Here is a 15,627-nt window from a genome sequence, read left to right as displayed (position 1 = left end):
TTAATGATGCTAAAAATGAGTAATCACAGGAGCTAAGGAGTTTCCGTGAAAGCTCAACATAGGCAAGGAGGTTAAAAATGTTAAAAATTTGGGGCAAGATAATGAATGATAATAGAATGATAATGGATGAAGTGGCAATGTCTGAAGACCAAGATAGTTATCAAGAAAATTTAAAAATCTGTATAACAGAATTATGTTACAAATTTGATATTTCAACACCTTACTGGCTAAAATCTAATATTAATGAATATAATAAAAGGCATAAAACTAGTTTTGATGAAAATAATTTTATAGATGAGATTCATTTTGATAAATTTATGATAGAAGAGTTTGGTGAAAAAGAAAAATAGTGCCACCGGCACTATTTTTATTCATATCTAAGGGCATCAATTGGATCTAATTCTGCTGCTTTCTTAGCTGGGTATAACCCAAAGAAAACACCTACTGCTGAAGAAAACAAAATAGATCCTACTACGGCTGTTAAAGATACAACGGGTGTTATCCCGGCAAAACTACCAATTATCTCTGCACCAACAATTCCGAGTATAAGTCCAATTATACCTCCTATTGAGGACAAAATAACTGATTCAATTAAAAATTGCATTAGTATTATTTTAGTTGTTGCGCCTACTGCTTTTCTTATCCCTATTTCCCTTGTTCTTTCTGTAACTGATACAAGCATTATGTTCATTACGCCGATTCCACCAACCAGTAGCGATATAGCCGCAACAGCACTTATGAATGATGTGAATATTCCAAGAACGCTGTTAATTTGCTCGAGAACTGCGAGTGCATTATCTGCTGAATATATTTCCTTTCCTCTGTTATTGTGCCTTGATTCTAACATATTTATTGTTCCATTTCCCACAGATTCGCTATTATCTTGTGAATCTGCCATCACAGTCATAGAACTTATTTTAAATTCATCGGACTGTAACCTGCTCAAAAAGGTTACCGGAGAAGTTATTATAATTGGTTTACCAGAATTTCCACCGTTTCCAAAAGGAGAAGTTATTCCTTTCTCAACACCTACAATAGTCATCTTTTTAATTAGTGTATTCTGACCTACTTTAATGCTTTCACCTACAACATCGGAATAACCAAATAGTGTTATTGCATCCGTTTCGTCAATTATCCCTACTGCTGTTCCTTGTTCATATTCCTTTTCACTAAAATATCTTCCAAAAATAATCTCTGTATTATTTATATATGCAAGGTCGGGTGATCCTCCCCTCATAAATGCAGTTTTGCTACTATTTTCAGAAAAAACAGAACCTCTTACTTGAAAAGATGGACTTGCATATTTAATGCTTTCTATTTTTTGTTTTAGCTGTTTAACATCTTCTAAGGTTATAAAATCTGTTGACTGAGCATTTTCGCCACTTACACTAATTGTAACGGATGAAGCCCCCAATTTTTCAAATTCACCTGTGATAGCTAATTGTCCTCCTTTACCAAGCGATACTATTGTTATAACTGAACTTATACCAATTATTATTCCAAGCATAGTAAGGAAAGCTCTCATTTTATTTGCCTTTATACTTGATAAGGCCGTTTTTACACTTTCAAATATATTCATTCACTCACTCCCCTTATAAAACAATTCGTTTGTTAACAGTTGAATCTGATACGATTTCTCCATCTCTAAACCTTATTATCCTATTTGTATGGTCTGCAATATCATTTTCATGTGTTACCATGAGTATTGTAGATCCTTCGTTATTCAAGTCTTTAAATATCTTCATTATATCTTCTGAGGACTTAGAATCAAGATTTCCAGTAGGTTCATCTGCCATTAGTACTGCAGGAGAATTAACTATAGCTCTTGCTATCGCAGCTCTTTGTTTTTGTCCACCAGATATTTCATTTGGCATATGATTTACTCTATCAGAAAGGCCAACTTTTTCAAGAGCTTGCAGTGCTTTTTTCTTTCTTTCCTTCGAAGGTACTCCTGCGTACATCATAGGGAGCTGAACATTATCAAGTAAGCTAATTCTTGGAATAAGATTAAATGATTGAAACACAAATCCTATTTCTTTATTTCTAATATAGGCAAGTTCATCACCACTGAGGACCGAAATGTCTTTTCCATTTAAAATGTACTTACCACTATTCATTTTATCAAGACACCCAAGTATATTCATCAAAGTAGATTTACCAGAGCCAGAAGCCCCCATAATCGCAGTAAACTCTCCCTTTTCAATCTTTAAACTAATATTATTTAAGGCTATAATTTCAACGTCTCCAGTTATGTATTTTTTTGTAAGATCTATTACTTCTAACATTTGTATTCCTCCTTGGATTAACTTTCTGCAAATAAAATATAACTAATTTTGCTGTACCGCCTCATTTACAATTATGCCGTCTTTAATTGAAGTTGATGGATTTAATATAACTTTATCACCAGTCTTAACCCCTTTAGTTATTTGAACTTCAGTATCAGACTGCGTTCCTACTGTTACCTTAAGTTCGGAAACCATATCTTCTTTAACAATGTATACTAAATATTTGTTGCCTTTTTCTATCTTTAGCGCCTCTGAAGGTATTTTAATAGCCTTTGCAACTTCTTCCACTAATATATCTACATCTACATCAAAATCTATCTTTAAATCAGGAGCTTTATCTAAAATGTCTATTTCCACTCCTAATGTTATTTCGCTTCCAGTTACTCCCACCGCTTTATTGGCTGCAGGATCTATAAATGAAATAGTTCCACTATAAGTATTAACTCCATTTTTAATGTTAACTTTTTGGCCCATTTTAACCTTATTAGCATCATATTTACCAAGTGATGCAGTTGCCTTTAAATCTTCTAAAGCTTGAACTACAACGGCAGCTTCCATTCCATTTCCCACAGAACCTACTATTGCGTTAACTTTTGTTACCACTCCAGCGTTTGTGGCTACAATTGTGCTTTTATTATTCGCTACATTTTGCTTTGCCGATGCTAATGATATCTCTGCTGACTTTATAGCATTATCTGATTGTTTTAATTTCTCAGCTGAAATCATAGATAAACTATTCTTTTGCTGTTTGGATGTTTCTAGCTTTGCTTTATCTGTAGGATTTTCACTTTTTTCTAAAATTGTAATTTCTTTATCTAAATCTGAGATTTTGCTTTTAATACTAGCATTTTGATTAGACAAATCTTTTTTCGATAGTATTGCATTATCATACTGAATTTGTGCTTGGCTAACTGTTGAAGCCAAATCCTGAGTTTCATAACCTATTAATATGTCACCTATTTTAACTTTGTCCCCTACTGACACATTAACCGTTTTAATTTTAGCTTGAAGACCATAATATTCTTTACTGTCTTTTGATTTTACTGTTGCAGTGGTAGATATATAGGATTTAAGTTCACCTACCTGAACTACAGCAGTTTTTACTGTTGTGATTTTACTGTTTTTTCTCTTTTCACTTATTAAAAATACACCACTTAAAATACCTACTACAATTAAACCGTAAATTACTGTTTTCTTTTTCATCATTGCTCCTCCTTATAAATGCCCAACCCAAATTAAACTTCAAAATCAATATACTTACAAATTTTGTTCGATATATATATTATACAATAATGTTATAAACTTCTTCTAAAGCTTTTCTAAAACTTTTCTAAAATATACATGGAAAATAAAGAATTATAAAATACATTTAAAAACTCGTGAAATAATATTTATAAAAAAGTAGCAGAAGAACAAAAAAAATGTTCAACTGCTATTGATTAATCTTCATCTTTATCATAAAAATCTAGATATAAATGTTTCTCTCCGCTCTTTTGCCATCCCAATATAGAATCCATATTAACATTTTGTGCCGCTCTAAAGATAGATTTATCAACACCACTAAAATTCTTCTTTAACTCTTTAACTAAATCTTTAACTTCATTGCGTTTGTTTCCTATCTTTTTAGCTGCAACCATGCAGGCGCAGTTTAGTGGCCAAATACCACTGTTTCGTGTAAACTCTTCAATATATTCTTCTTCAATATAATAAAGTGGCCTGATCAATTCCATGCTATCAAAATTTTTAGATTTTAGTTTTGGAAGCATGGTCTTAAAATTCCCTGAGTAAAGAATATTTAACATTGTGGTTTCTACTACATCATTAAAGTGATGGCCAAGTGCAAGTTTGTTACATTTTAGCTCTTCTGCCTTCGCATATAAAGCTCCCCGACGCATTTTTGCGCACATATAGCAAGGATAATCCTTTGCAATGTTATCAATTATATCAAAGACCCGTGATTCAAATATTTTTACAGGAATATTTAAATGTTTACAATTATCAATTAATAATTCCTTTATATTAGCATGATAACCAGGATCCATTGCAATGTACTCGAGTTCAAAATTAACTTTACCATGAAGTTGTAACTCTTGGAGCAATTTTGCCATTATTAGACTATCCTTACCTCCCGAAATAGCTACTGCAATTTTATCACCTTCGCAAATTAACTTATAGTCAATTATAGCCTTAATAAATTTTGACCAAATAGGTTTTCTATAGTCAGTTATAAGGCTACGCTCTATTTCAGCTAATGGTTTTCTTTCATTAAGTGGTACTAATATTTCACAACCTTCTCCAGCAATAGTTTCCATAAAATCACCTCTCTTTTACATTTGAATATTATAATATATTTCACAGGAATTTAGCACTTAACATCAGTAGATTTTTCAAAATTACTATTAATACTTTTTTATCGTTTAATAATTATTGTAGAACTAATCCTTATCTAATATAAAAAATGAACCTCTAAAATAAGAGGCTCATTTTTTATTATAATTATTGATTTATCTTTGCAAATAACCTCATTAATGAAGTTATTAATAATCATATAATTCTATCTATCAAATAAACCGCCAGTTTTCTTAGTGCTCCTTGCTGCTTTCATTTTTTTACCAATTACTTTATCTGGCCTTGATATAGAACCCTGCTCAGAACTTTTCTTGTTCTTCTCTTCGATAATTTTTTTCATTATTTCAATATTATTAGTTGACATAAATATTTCCTCCTCTTGCAGCCAATCAAAGAATGTTAAATACTATAGATTTTATGTTTTGACTTATAATTTCTACATTTTATTTTCTACACTCAACCTTAACTTGTTGCTTTCTCTACTAATCAGTTTATCTTAGTTTGCCTAAAATATCAATCTAATATTGTAATATAATCATATATATTTCTAGACATTTAGTAATTAGCTATACTATCTAACTTAATTAGTACATTTTTATATCCCGCTTTTATAATATCATTATAATATAGATTTTCATAAGTTACATTATCTATGTCATAAGCTAATGCCTCCAAAAAATTGTTTCCGAAAAGCTTTTTAATAAACATTTCATAATCATTTTTTATCAAAGTGCAATTACTTTCATCGTAATGATAACCTTTTGTATCATTATTAAGCTTTTCTATAATCCCATATAATTGATATATATAGCTCATTTCTTTTAAATTCAAAATCTTTTGTAACGCCACTATAGCTTCAGCATAGTTAAAGTTCATAGGTATAGGATAAATATTAATATTACTTTTATTCTTGTTATCAAATTCTTTTAACATTCTTAAACTTTGAAATAGCGTAGTGCAAATATCTAACCTTATAATAGCCGCATACTCGCATAACTTAAGATTTTTATTTTGCTTCTCATATTCTTTTTTATCTCTTTCAATTTTACCTTGAATCTCAATTGCTTTATAAGTGGAATTTTTATTTATAAGCCAGCTAAATACCCCGCCTAAAATAGTACCAGTTATAATAGCAACAGAGGTTATCATTGGAGTTATAAGATTATCAGGTATTAATGCAATTGATTGTAGCATGCGAATTTCTCCTTTCAAAAAAGTGGTTTCTACAATATACTTACCATACAAAATTATTTTATTCATTCATAGTAGCATGTTTTTTTACATCATTCTCTGAACTTTAATTTTAGTATGAACTACATAATATTAAAAAATTTTAAATATATTTTGACAAGACTGTTACAATTAGAGTATTGTTTGTATATATATCAAATGAAAATTAAAGGAGACCAACTAAATGAATACACAAAATGATAACAGAGGACAAATAAGAAGTAATATACCTATTGGTATTACAGTAGACGTTGTATTAAAAAAAGACCAAAGAACAGATAAATTAACTAGAGGTGTTGTAAAAAGATTGTTAACAAACTCAGCGGTTCATCATAGGGGTATTAAGGTCATGCTCGAAGATGGCCAGGTAGGAAGAGTTCAAGCCATTATATCAAAATAAAAATACAAAAAATAGTTTGAAGTTTAAGCCCAATTTACCATTAACTCTAATGATAAATTGGGTTTTATATTATATGAAAATAAAAAAAAGCTTGCAATTCTAATCAATATGATATATATTTATAAAGTTACCTAGTAATGCGAAACATTTTCAAAATCATAAAACATTTGCTAACACAAGCAAAACGGATCATTAAAACACTTAACAATCGAGAAGAAATGAATTTTACAATTCTTAAGTTTTCACCCTTTTCATTCTAAAATTTCTTAATGAATCCCTATTAAAATTTTGTTGATTAACCTACTGATAACCCGTATAACAGAACGTGATTTGTTATACAACGATATTATATTATTGGTACAAAAAGCATTTTTGTGACCACATAAACTAGCAAGGAGGTGTTTATATGAGAAAAGACGAATTAGTTGAAATTACAGAAGAAGTAATTAATGAATGTTTAGAATGTCTAGACTAAAAATAAAAAAGCAAATCTATCACTGTTAAGACCCTAGTGTAGGTTTCTTTTTTTTTACTTTTATAAATTTGTTAAATTTTAACTGTGAATATAATTGAATTTGAAATGATTATAGAATATTTTTAAATAAATAAGATTATAAATAGAGGAAATTTCTTTCATGTATAGAATAAGTATAAGAACAGAATATTCTGTACATGAAAGGGCGTGCATATAATGTTAACGATTTCTTTTATTAGTGGTGACAAAGAATTACTCGATTTGAAACAATCAGAAAGTGATACATTTAAAAGTTGGTTTTATAATTTTGAAAACTCTAGGCCTCATGAGGTCAATACTATGGGTAAAAAATATCTCTTTAACAAAAAAGCAATCGCTTATATTGAGATAGAACCTTAAAGTTTGTTATTAAACTAAAGAAATCAATGTTTCTTATATTAATTACAATAAAGTAGAAAAGCCTGCAATATAAAAATTGTAGGCTTTTCATTGTTTTGGATCTAACTAAAATTTCCATTAAGATTATTATTTAAATTCCAGTTCTACTTGAACAATTTCTGAAGAAGATCCTATTCTTATAGGCGGTCCCCAGGTTCCAACTCCACTTGAAACAACAACATTATATGAACCTTTCGTAAGTAATCCGAAATCATTTTCATATATCTTTTTAGTAATTATATTAGCTGGTAGCAATTGACCTTTGTGAGTATGCCCTGAGAATTGAAGATCTACTCCAGCTTTTTCTCCCTGGCTAAGATTTGTAGGTTGATGATCTATTACAATAATAGGTAAAAGCTTATCCGTATCCTTTAATAATTCCTCTATACTTTTTCGTTTTGTTTTAGCATATCTTTCGTAGGAGATATCTTCTCTTCCCACAAGGTAAAAGCTATTATCTATTTCCACTGTCTTGTCCCTTAATATATTAAATCCTGCGGAATTTTCATATTCATAAACAATTTTATCTATTGATCCCCCATAATATTCATGGTTACCAAAAGCAGCATAAACCCCATATTTAGATTCTATTTTTTTAAATTCCTTGCCCATATCTTGATCTATAAAAGGTTGTATATAATCATCAATAATATCCCCGGCTAGTATTACTATATCTGGTTTTAATTTGTTTATTTCAATTACAATCTTTGAAAGTCTTTGCTTATCAACAATGTCACCAAGGTGTAAATCGGAAAGCATTACAATATTTATTTTTTTTAATTTCCCTGCATCCTTATTAATTTTTAATGCATAATTTGTTGTTTTTAGATTTGTTGCATTGTATGTTCCATACACGAGCAAAATAGATACAATAACAAGCGCAAAAATATTAGACATAGAATATATTTTTTGTAAGGTATCTGTGTTTATAAATGAAAACTGCTTTATTCCTAAAATCAATTTTATAATATCTATGGCTCCTAGAAGTATTATAAAATATAAAAATGCTGCCATCCAGTATGCTCCTACAATATTAAGAAACTTTTCAAAAAAATGTGGAACCTTATTTTTAGAAAGTCTACCTGTTACGAAAGAGATTGAAATAAAAACAAACAGCACACAATATAAATAAATACTTATTTTAGGTATTACTCTATTTACAAGTAGCCACCCTTTTTTACCAACATAAATATTGGCTATAATGAAAATCAGGAAAGAAAAAAATATTTGGAAATATATCATTTGTCTATTACTCCTCTAAACTTCGATATTAGTAATGTTCTGATATTATATATCATCTAATTATACTAATTATTACTCCTTAGGTCTATGGATTAAGATGAGTATTTAATTAATAAACATAAAAGAGACAATTTTAGGTCGTCTCTTTTATGTTTATTTACATAATATATAGGTAGAAATAGAAGGAACTGTTACTTCATTAATACAAATTATGGTACCTTTACTTAAACCAGCTTTATCTACTTCGTGTTCATTGGCTAAAACTTTCCATGCACTTTCATCAGGTAATGTTACTTTTATAGGTTTATTATTAGAATTATGAATTATTATTAATTTACTATAATCATCTTTAAATGGAGATGTTAATTCATAAGCCACACAATTAAGTGGTGCTTGGAGGAATATCAAAGCTTTTCTTACTTCCTCTGCACTGTCTAAAGTCATAACCTTTTGGCTTTTTCTTAAATCAATTAAACCTTTAATGTATTTATAAGTTTCTGTGCATTCAGCTTTTTTACTCCAATGTATTTCATTAATAGCATCCCCTGAATTATAGGTATTATGATTTCCTTGTTTTGTCCTTAATATTTCTGTTCCCCCCTGAATAAAAGGAATTCCTTGAGAAGTAAGAATTATAGAAAGTGCTAACCTATTCATTTTTTCTCTTTCAAACTCCGTATTATTATCATTACTTTTTTTTATTTTATCGTATAAGCATAAATTATCATGCGCACTTACATAATTAATGGTTTCTCCAGGCTCCTTAGCGAAATCAGATATATCATTGCTATATTTAATGCTACCCACAATCCCCTTTTTAACTTCTATCTCAAGGCCTTCTCCCCCACTTACAAAACCTATTTGCGTTCCGTCATTATCTCCTTTTAGTGCATTTCGGAGATTGTCGTTAAATACAGATACCTGCATATCCTTTTGACTTCCTTTTCTAAATTGCAATGAAGTTGCTAAAGATGATTGGCCGCCGGTCCAAGGTTCGCCATAAATAATAATATTTGAATTAATTATTTTTAGCTGCCTTTCAATTTCTTTCATTGTATCAATATCGTGAAGAGCCATTAGATCAAATCTAAACCCATCTATTTTATATTCCTCAGCCCAAAATTTAATACTATCCACCATAAATTTTCTCATCATTGGCTTCTCAGAGGCAGTTTCATTCCCACAACCTGAACCATTAGTATAATTACCTTGGTAATCTCGCCTATAATAATATTCTGGTGCCAATATATCCATTGGTGAATTTTCTATAGCAAAGGTGTGATTATAGACAACATCCATAATTACACTAATCCCATTTTCATGTAATGTTTTAACCATAGTCTTAAACTCCCTAATCCTTATTGTGCCATCCCTAGCATCAGTAGCATAAGACCCTTCCACCACATTATATAAATAAGGATCATAGCCCCAATTATAATCATCTTTAGTTTCATCCACACTTGCAAAGTCATAAACAGGCATTAAATGAACATGGGTTATTCCTAAATCTTTAAGATGGTCAAGTCCTGTAGCAACACCTTCAAGAGTTTTAGTGTTTTTTTCAGTAAAAGCCAAATATTTCCCTTTATTTTTAATTCCAGAGTCCGGATCTACTGAAAAATCCCTTACATGAACTTCATATATTATTGCCTCTGTTCTGTTAATCCCAACAGGTCTTTTATGATTTTCCCAATTTTCAGGATTTATAGAAGAAAAGTCAACAATCATACCCCTTTTACCATTAGCACTTGCGCCCTTAGAGTAGAGATCTGGTGTTTCCTTTTGCACTCCATCTTTCAATACTAAATAATTAAAATATTTATTTTTAAAATCTCCCATAAGCACAAGCTCCCAAATTCCACTATCTACCTTTGTCATTTCATATTCTTGTCTTTTGTCATCTTCGAAATTTTCATAAACTAATACAGTAATTTTTTCTACGGTAGGTGCCCAAACTTTAAATATTGTCTTAAAAGGTGTATAAACTGCTCCTAAATCATTACCATTATAGGTGGACTCTTTACTTTCTAACATTATTCCCATTATCAAATCTCTCTCCTTAAAATCTTTATGAAGTAGAATAAATATTTCTTGTAATAAGAGCTATTTTATTCATAGTATGTAAGTAGCCTTAAAAAAATAACCCTAGAAATCTAGAGTTATTTAGTTGATTCTCTTTCAACTAGTTTTGTATCAATAATATAATTACTGATATCTTCTTTTACGTTTTCTAATTTGTTTATTAATAACTTAACTGCAAAATAACCTAATTCTTCAGAATTAATATCCACTGAAGAAAGTGAAGGTTTTCGAAAGGCGGCTAGTGGCGTGTTATTAAAACCAACAATAGAAATATGCTGCTCTGAGATTTCACTTATAGCTTTTGAAGCACCAAATGCAATTAAATCATCTGTGGTAACAACAGCTGTGGGATTAGACTTACACAAGATTTTTTTCATAGCATCATAGCCGTGAGTTTCAGTAAAGTCTGTTAATTGTATCATATTTTCATCAATTTTAAGGCCTGCATTCTCCATAGCTTTTTTATACCCTTCTAACCTATTTATAGTTACATTAAGAGTAGGTGAACCTCCAATAAATGCAATTTTCCTATCACCCTTTTGTATAAGATAACTAACAACGCTGTACATGGCATGAAAATTATCATTATCGACCCATAAAATCCCTTCAGTATCTTCTGGTTTACCAATTACTACAAAGGGATAATTCGCTTCTTTTAAGTAAGCTATGCATTTGTCATCTTTTCTTACTATTGGCAAAATAATTCCATCAACTCTTCTACTATTCATTAGACTGGCTATATATTCTACTTCTTGATTTTCATTATTACTGTACGTGTACATAATGTAATACCCTTTTTTTTGGGCATAATGACTTATGCCTCTCATAATTTGTATAAAAAAAGGGTTAACAAATAAATCTTCATCAGTGTTTGGCAAAATAAGTCCTATAGTCTTAGTTGTTTTGCTAACTAAACTCCTAGCTATTGCATTAGGATGATAATTCATTTCCTTCATTACTTTATAGACGATTTTTTTTGTTGCATCACTAATTTTAGGATTATCCGCAAGTACTCTTGAAACCGTCGATGGTGAAACATTTGCCTTTTTTGCTACTTCTCTTATAGTTATTGCCATAAAGATTCACTTCCTACCTTCAACTAATATTCTACCTTAATTATAATGTTAAATTTGTTATTGTGCAACCGATTGCAAATTCTAACAAGATTGATTATAAACTCATAGTTCATATTCTGTCAATAACAATATTATTTTATATGGGTAATCTTTTATAATTCTTTTATTGTTACCTTATAATAATTGATTTGACCAAAGTTTCCTATTCTTCAGTAAGAATAATTGCATACTTAAAAAATTAATACTTTATTTATGCAAACGCATTCACAAATGCATAATTTTATATTATTATAGTAGTGTTAGATTAAAATTTAAGATTTTAGTAATTAATTTATTTCTATAGTAGCAACATAAAAATCGAGGAGGACATTATGGGAAGCATTAAAGCAATTATATTTGATTTAGACGGAGTATTGGTTGATACTGCAAAATATCATTATTTAGCCTGGAAGAGACTTGCAGAAGAACTGAATATAGAATTTTCTATAGAAGATAATGAACGATTAAAAGGTGTAAGTAGAATGCAATCATTGGACATTATATTAGAGATAGGCGATACTACATTAAATGATGATACCAAATTTGAAGCAGCACAAAAAAAGAATGATTGGTATGTGGAATATATATCAAAATTAACCCCAGAAGATATTTTACCTGGTGTTATCACATTTATTGAAAGCACTAAAGCAAATAATATAAAAATCGCATTGGGTTCTGCAAGTAAGAACTCTATGCTTATTCTTAATAAATTGAATTTAACCCATTATTTCGATGCAATAATTGACGGCACAAAAGTTTCTAAAGCAAAACCTGATCCGGAAGTCTTTTTGAAAGGTGCTGAGGCACTTAAGGTGTTACCTAGTCAGTGCATTGTATTTGAAGATGCAGAAGCAGGCGTTGAAGCTGCCGTTAATGCAGGAATGCATTGCATTGGCATAGGTTCTAAGAGTATACTAAAAAAAGCCGATTTAGTTTTTTCCGGCTTTACTGATATTACTTTTGAGAAATTGAAATTATAACTTGATAATTTCTGTGGTTTTTTACATATAATAACTAGGAGGATTTTTAATGGAACACTATTATAAATTAGATGAGTGGAATATTATTGAACAAGGATTTAGTGATGATAGCAATGAAATATCCGAGAGTATATTCAGCTTAGGTAACGGATACATGGGACAAAGAGCTAATTTTGAAGAAGAATACAGTGGTTCTTCCCTTCAGGGAAATTATATAGCAGGAGTTTACTACCCTGACAAAACAAGAGTTGGATGGTGGAAAAATGGCTACCCAGAGTATTTTGCTAAGGTTTTAAACTCAACAAATTGGATTGGTATAAACATTAAAATTAATGATATTTCTTTGGATCTTTCTAAGTGCGCAGTAAAAGAATTTGACAGGGTTTTAAATATGAAAGAAGGATATTTAGAAAGAAGCTTTGTAGCTTTACTTGCAAATGGAAATGAGGTTAGAGTAAACACTAAAAGATTTATTAGTATGACCCGTGGTGAAATAGGAGCAATTAAGTATTCTATAAAACCTTTGAATTTTAATGGCAAATTAGAGATTACACCTTATCTAGATGGAGATGTTGTAAATTCCGATTCCAATTATGCTGAGAAGTTTTGGGATGAGATTGCTAAAGAAACTAAACCTTATGAAGCATTTTTAATGTTAAAGACTAAGAAATTAGATTTTCACATTTGCACATATATGGCCTATGAATTAACAAAAAATGGTGAACTAATAAACCCAATTGTAACACTCACCCAAAGTGAAAAATATGTATCTAATACTGCTTTAATTCATTGTAGTGAAAATGATGAAATTATAATATATAAATATGTTGCAAATACCTCATCAAGATATTTTGAAGTATCAGAGTTGATTGGAATAACTAAAGAAAATTTAAACAAAGCTAAAAAAGATGGATTTGAAATATTATTAAAAGAGCAATCCAATTCTTGGAGTGAAAAATGGAAAGGTAGCGACATAGCTATCGAGGGTGATGTGTCAGCGCAGCAAGGTATTAGATTTAATATATTTCAATTGAATCAAACATATACAGGTGAAGATCCTAGGCTGAATATAGGTCCAAAAGGTTTCACCGGTGAAAAATATGGTGGAAGCACTTACTGGGACACTGAAGCTTACTGCATTCCATTTTACTTAAGTACTTCTGATGAAAAAGTATCTAAATCCCTTTTATTATACAGATACAAACACTTACAAAAAGCCATAGCAAATGCTGAGAAGCTAGGTTTTACAAATGGAGCCGCTCTGTATCCTATGGTAACAATGAATGGCGAAGAATGCCATAACGAATGGGAAATAACCTTTGAAGAAATCCATAGAAATGGTGCTATAGCATATGCTATATATAATTATGTGAACTACACTGGAGATAAGTCATGTCTTTCCGAATTTAGTTTTGAGGTACTAGTAGCCATATCAAGATTTTGGGCTCAACGAGCTACTTTTTCAGAACGCAAAAATAAATATGTGATTTTAGGCGTCACTGGGCCTAATGAATATGAAAATAATGTAAATAACAATTGGTATACTAATAAAATTGCCTGTTGGACTTTAAAGTATACCCTGGAAGTTATAAATTATTTAACTGAAAATGAACTTGAAAAATTTAATGACCTAGTTAAAAAAATTAATTTTAAAGAATATGAGCTAACTAATTGGAAGGATATTATTCAAAATATGTACTCTCCTTTTGATGAAAAACTTGGAATTTTTCTTCAACAAGACGGGTATATGGATAAAGAGCAGATATTAGTTGTGGACCTAGATAAAAAACACTTACCATTAAATCAAAAATGGTCATGGGATAGAATACTACGCTCATGTTTTATAAAACAAGCAGATGTACTTCAAGGCATTTACTTATTTGAAGATGAATACGATACTGATACGATTAAAAGAAATTATGATTTTTACGAGGCTAGAACAGTACACGAGTCTTCCCTGTCCCCTTGCATTCATACTATTTTAGCAGCGAGAATTGGAAATTATGATAAAGCTTATGAAATGTATTTAAGGGCCTCTAGACTTGACCTTGATAATTATAACAATGACACAAAGGACGGCTGCCACACCACTAGTATGGCAGGAACTTGGATGGCAGTAGTACATGGTTTTGGAGGACTCAGAGTTAAAGATAATAAACTTATTTTAAATCCATCCATTCCTCAGCATTGGAGCTCATGTTCTTTTAAAATAATGTTTAGAGGTGCACTTTTGAAGATTAAATTTACTAAAACGCTTCTTGAAATCCAAAATGAAAATAACATAGATGTGAATTTATCAGTGTTTAAGAGTGACTACAGCTTAAGTGCAAATAGTTCACTCCAAATTACAATCTAATAAAATATATTTATAAAAATTTTCAACTTATATTTCATAGACTCCTATCATATAATGTAATAATATAATTATAAAGAAGAGGATAATATGATTCAGGATACAAATTATTATATTAGATTAAATAGTAGAGTTGAAAAAATACTTAGAACAGCAGAGTTTTTAGGCTCCGGTCATAATGGAATAGTTTACTTACTCCCCGACAACAAAGTAATTAAGATTTTTAAAAACAAAAGAATTTGTGAGACGGAATACAATATTTTTATGAGAACCAGTAAAAGTAAATACTTTCCTAAAATTCATGAACATGGCTCTTACTATATTATAAGAGATTATGCATGTGGTGTACGCCTAGATAAATACATTAAGAGACATGGTATCAATAGCGAAATATCTTGCAATATAGTAAAGCTTATTAAAGAATTTAAGAAACTTAAGTTTAACAAACTAGATATTAGATGTAAAGATTTATACTTAAAAGAGGATTTCTCTATTACGGTAATTGATCCAAAAAACAATTATTCTAAAAAAGTTATTTACCCAAGGCACCTTATGAAAGGTCTAAATAGATTAGGTGTAATAGAAGAGTTTTTGACCGTAGTTCGAACACAAGATTTTGAAATTTATAAATTATGGAACTTTAGATTTAAACAGTATTTAGAAAAAAATATAAAATAA

Annotated in this window: 15 protein-coding genes; 6 read left to right on the top strand and 9 right to left on the bottom strand. The window is 30.1% G+C overall.

Features of this window, described 5'->3' with window-relative positions; genetic code table 11:
* Positions 1-77: 77 nt before the first annotated feature.
* Positions 78-350, top strand: a complete 273-nt coding sequence (locus JJD95_RS10115; RefSeq protein WP_291642895.1) for a hypothetical protein — start codon at positions 78-80, stop codon at positions 348-350.
* A gap of 17 nt (positions 351-367) precedes the next feature.
* On the opposite strand, the gene JJD95_RS10110 is transcribed toward JJD95_RS10115, so the two are convergent.
* The 6 genes from JJD95_RS10110 to JJD95_RS10085 form a co-directional block, all read right to left on the bottom strand.
* Positions 368-1,579, bottom strand: a complete 1,212-nt coding sequence (locus tag JJD95_RS10110; protein WP_291642894.1) for an ABC transporter permease — start codon at positions 1,577-1,579, stop codon at positions 368-370.
* Positions 1,580-1,592: 13 nt separating this feature from the next.
* Positions 1,593-2,285: an ABC transporter ATP-binding protein gene (locus tag JJD95_RS10105; RefSeq protein ID WP_291642893.1), complete on the bottom strand. Its 693-nt coding sequence runs from the start codon at positions 2,283-2,285 to the stop codon at positions 1,593-1,595.
* Between the two features lie 42 nt (positions 2,286-2,327).
* Positions 2,328-3,488: an efflux RND transporter periplasmic adaptor subunit gene (locus JJD95_RS10100; RefSeq protein WP_291642892.1), complete on the bottom strand. Its 1,161-nt coding sequence runs from the start codon at positions 3,486-3,488 to the stop codon at positions 2,328-2,330.
* A 236-nt stretch (positions 3,489-3,724) separates the two neighbouring features.
* Positions 3,725-4,597, bottom strand: a complete 873-nt coding sequence (locus JJD95_RS10095) for an ATP-binding protein (protein ID WP_291642891.1) — start codon at positions 4,595-4,597, stop codon at positions 3,725-3,727.
* Positions 4,598-4,839: 242 nt separating this feature from the next.
* The gene (locus JJD95_RS10090; RefSeq protein ID WP_291642890.1) at positions 4,840-4,998 is read right to left on the bottom strand and encodes a hypothetical protein; all 159 of its coding nucleotides are present in this window, start codon (positions 4,996-4,998) and stop codon (positions 4,840-4,842) included.
* A 191-nt stretch (positions 4,999-5,189) separates the two neighbouring features.
* Positions 5,190-5,894, bottom strand: a complete 705-nt coding sequence (locus tag JJD95_RS10085) for a hypothetical protein (protein ID WP_291642889.1) — start codon at positions 5,892-5,894, stop codon at positions 5,190-5,192.
* A 154-nt stretch (positions 5,895-6,048) separates the two neighbouring features.
* Here JJD95_RS10085 and JJD95_RS10080 point away from each other — a divergent pair, with 154 nt between their 5' ends.
* Both JJD95_RS10080 and JJD95_RS10075 read left to right on the top strand, forming a co-directional pair.
* Complete coding sequence (locus tag JJD95_RS10080) at positions 6,049-6,264, top strand: YwbE family protein (RefSeq protein WP_291642888.1); 216 nt, start codon at positions 6,049-6,051, stop codon at positions 6,262-6,264.
* A 691-nt stretch (positions 6,265-6,955) separates the two neighbouring features.
* Positions 6,956-7,138 carry a hypothetical protein gene (locus JJD95_RS10075; RefSeq protein ID WP_291642887.1) on the top strand — a complete coding sequence of 61 codons (183 nt, stop codon included), beginning with the start codon at positions 6,956-6,958 and terminating at the stop codon, positions 7,136-7,138.
* Between the two features lie 126 nt (positions 7,139-7,264).
* Here JJD95_RS10075 and JJD95_RS10070 read toward each other — a convergent pair whose 3' ends face one another.
* The 3 genes from JJD95_RS10070 to JJD95_RS10060 form a co-directional block, all read right to left on the bottom strand.
* Positions 7,265-8,419, bottom strand: a complete 1,155-nt coding sequence (locus JJD95_RS10070; RefSeq protein WP_291642886.1) for a metallophosphoesterase — start codon at positions 8,417-8,419, stop codon at positions 7,265-7,267.
* 153 nt (positions 8,420-8,572) lie between these two features.
* The gene (pulA, locus tag JJD95_RS10065) at positions 8,573-10,462 is read right to left on the bottom strand and encodes a type I pullulanase (RefSeq protein ID WP_291642885.1); all 1,890 of its coding nucleotides are present in this window, start codon (positions 10,460-10,462) and stop codon (positions 8,573-8,575) included.
* A 116-nt stretch (positions 10,463-10,578) separates the two neighbouring features.
* On the bottom strand, positions 10,579-11,577 hold the full coding sequence (locus tag JJD95_RS10060; protein ID WP_291642884.1) for a LacI family DNA-binding transcriptional regulator: 999 nt from the start codon (positions 11,575-11,577) through the stop codon (positions 10,579-10,581).
* A gap of 371 nt (positions 11,578-11,948) precedes the next feature.
* On the opposite strand from JJD95_RS10060, the gene pgmB reads away from it, so the two are divergent.
* From pgmB to JJD95_RS10045, 3 genes are all read left to right on the top strand, one after another.
* Entirely contained in the window at positions 11,949-12,596 is a 648-nt protein-coding gene (gene pgmB, locus JJD95_RS10055; RefSeq protein ID WP_291642883.1) for a beta-phosphoglucomutase, read from the top strand.
* 49 nt (positions 12,597-12,645) lie between these two features.
* Positions 12,646-14,952 carry a family 65 glycosyl hydrolase domain-containing protein gene (locus tag JJD95_RS10050; RefSeq protein WP_291642882.1) on the top strand — a complete coding sequence of 769 codons (2,307 nt, stop codon included), beginning with the start codon at positions 12,646-12,648 and terminating at the stop codon, positions 14,950-14,952.
* A 90-nt stretch (positions 14,953-15,042) separates the two neighbouring features.
* Positions 15,043-15,627 carry a protein kinase gene (locus JJD95_RS10045; protein WP_367114801.1) on the top strand — a complete coding sequence of 195 codons (585 nt, stop codon included), beginning with the start codon at positions 15,043-15,045 and terminating at the stop codon, positions 15,625-15,627.

Origin of the sequence: Clostridium sp., assembly GCF_016650035.1 — a bacterium.
Classification (GTDB): Bacteria; Bacillota; Clostridia; order Clostridiales; family Clostridiaceae; genus Clostridium_AD.
Note: the sequence above shows the minus strand (reverse complement) of the source record. Positions and strands in the feature narration are given on the sequence as shown.

Excerpts from the sequence above, each read along its gene's own strand:
- JJD95_RS10105 (WP_291642893.1), bottom strand. The coding sequence starts at position 2,285 with ATGTTAGAAGTAATAGATCTTACAAAAAAATACATAACTGGAGACGTT.
- JJD95_RS10050 (WP_291642882.1), top strand. The coding sequence starts at position 12,646 with ATGGAACACTATTATAAATTAGATGAGTGGAATATTATTGAACAAGGA.
- JJD95_RS10110 (WP_291642894.1), bottom strand. The coding sequence starts at position 1,579 with ATGAATATATTTGAAAGTGTAAAAACGGCCTTATCAAGTATAAAGGCA.
- JJD95_RS10100 (WP_291642892.1), bottom strand. The coding sequence starts at position 3,488 with ATGAAAAAGAAAACAGTAATTTACGGTTTAATTGTAGTAGGTATTTTA.
- JJD95_RS10080 (WP_291642888.1), top strand. The coding sequence starts at position 6,049 with ATGAATACACAAAATGATAACAGAGGACAAATAAGAAGTAATATACCT.
- JJD95_RS10115 (WP_291642895.1), top strand. The coding sequence starts at position 78 with ATGTTAAAAATTTGGGGCAAGATAATGAATGATAATAGAATGATAATG.
- pgmB (WP_291642883.1), top strand. The coding sequence starts at position 11,949 with ATGGGAAGCATTAAAGCAATTATATTTGATTTAGACGGAGTATTGGTT.
- JJD95_RS10060 (WP_291642884.1), bottom strand. The coding sequence starts at position 11,577 with ATGGCAATAACTATAAGAGAAGTAGCAAAAAAGGCAAATGTTTCACCA.
- JJD95_RS10070 (WP_291642886.1), bottom strand. The coding sequence starts at position 8,419 with ATGATATATTTCCAAATATTTTTTTCTTTCCTGATTTTCATTATAGCC.
- pulA (WP_291642885.1), bottom strand. The coding sequence starts at position 10,462 with ATGGGAATAATGTTAGAAAGTAAAGAGTCCACCTATAATGGTAATGAT.
- JJD95_RS10095 (WP_291642891.1), bottom strand. The coding sequence starts at position 4,597 with ATGGAAACTATTGCTGGAGAAGGTTGTGAAATATTAGTACCACTTAAT.
- JJD95_RS10090 (WP_291642890.1), bottom strand. The coding sequence starts at position 4,998 with ATGTCAACTAATAATATTGAAATAATGAAAAAAATTATCGAAGAGAAG.
- JJD95_RS10085 (WP_291642889.1), bottom strand. The coding sequence starts at position 5,894 with ATGAATAAAATAATTTTGTATGGTAAGTATATTGTAGAAACCACTTTT.
- JJD95_RS10075 (WP_291642887.1), top strand. The coding sequence starts at position 6,956 with ATGTTAACGATTTCTTTTATTAGTGGTGACAAAGAATTACTCGATTTG.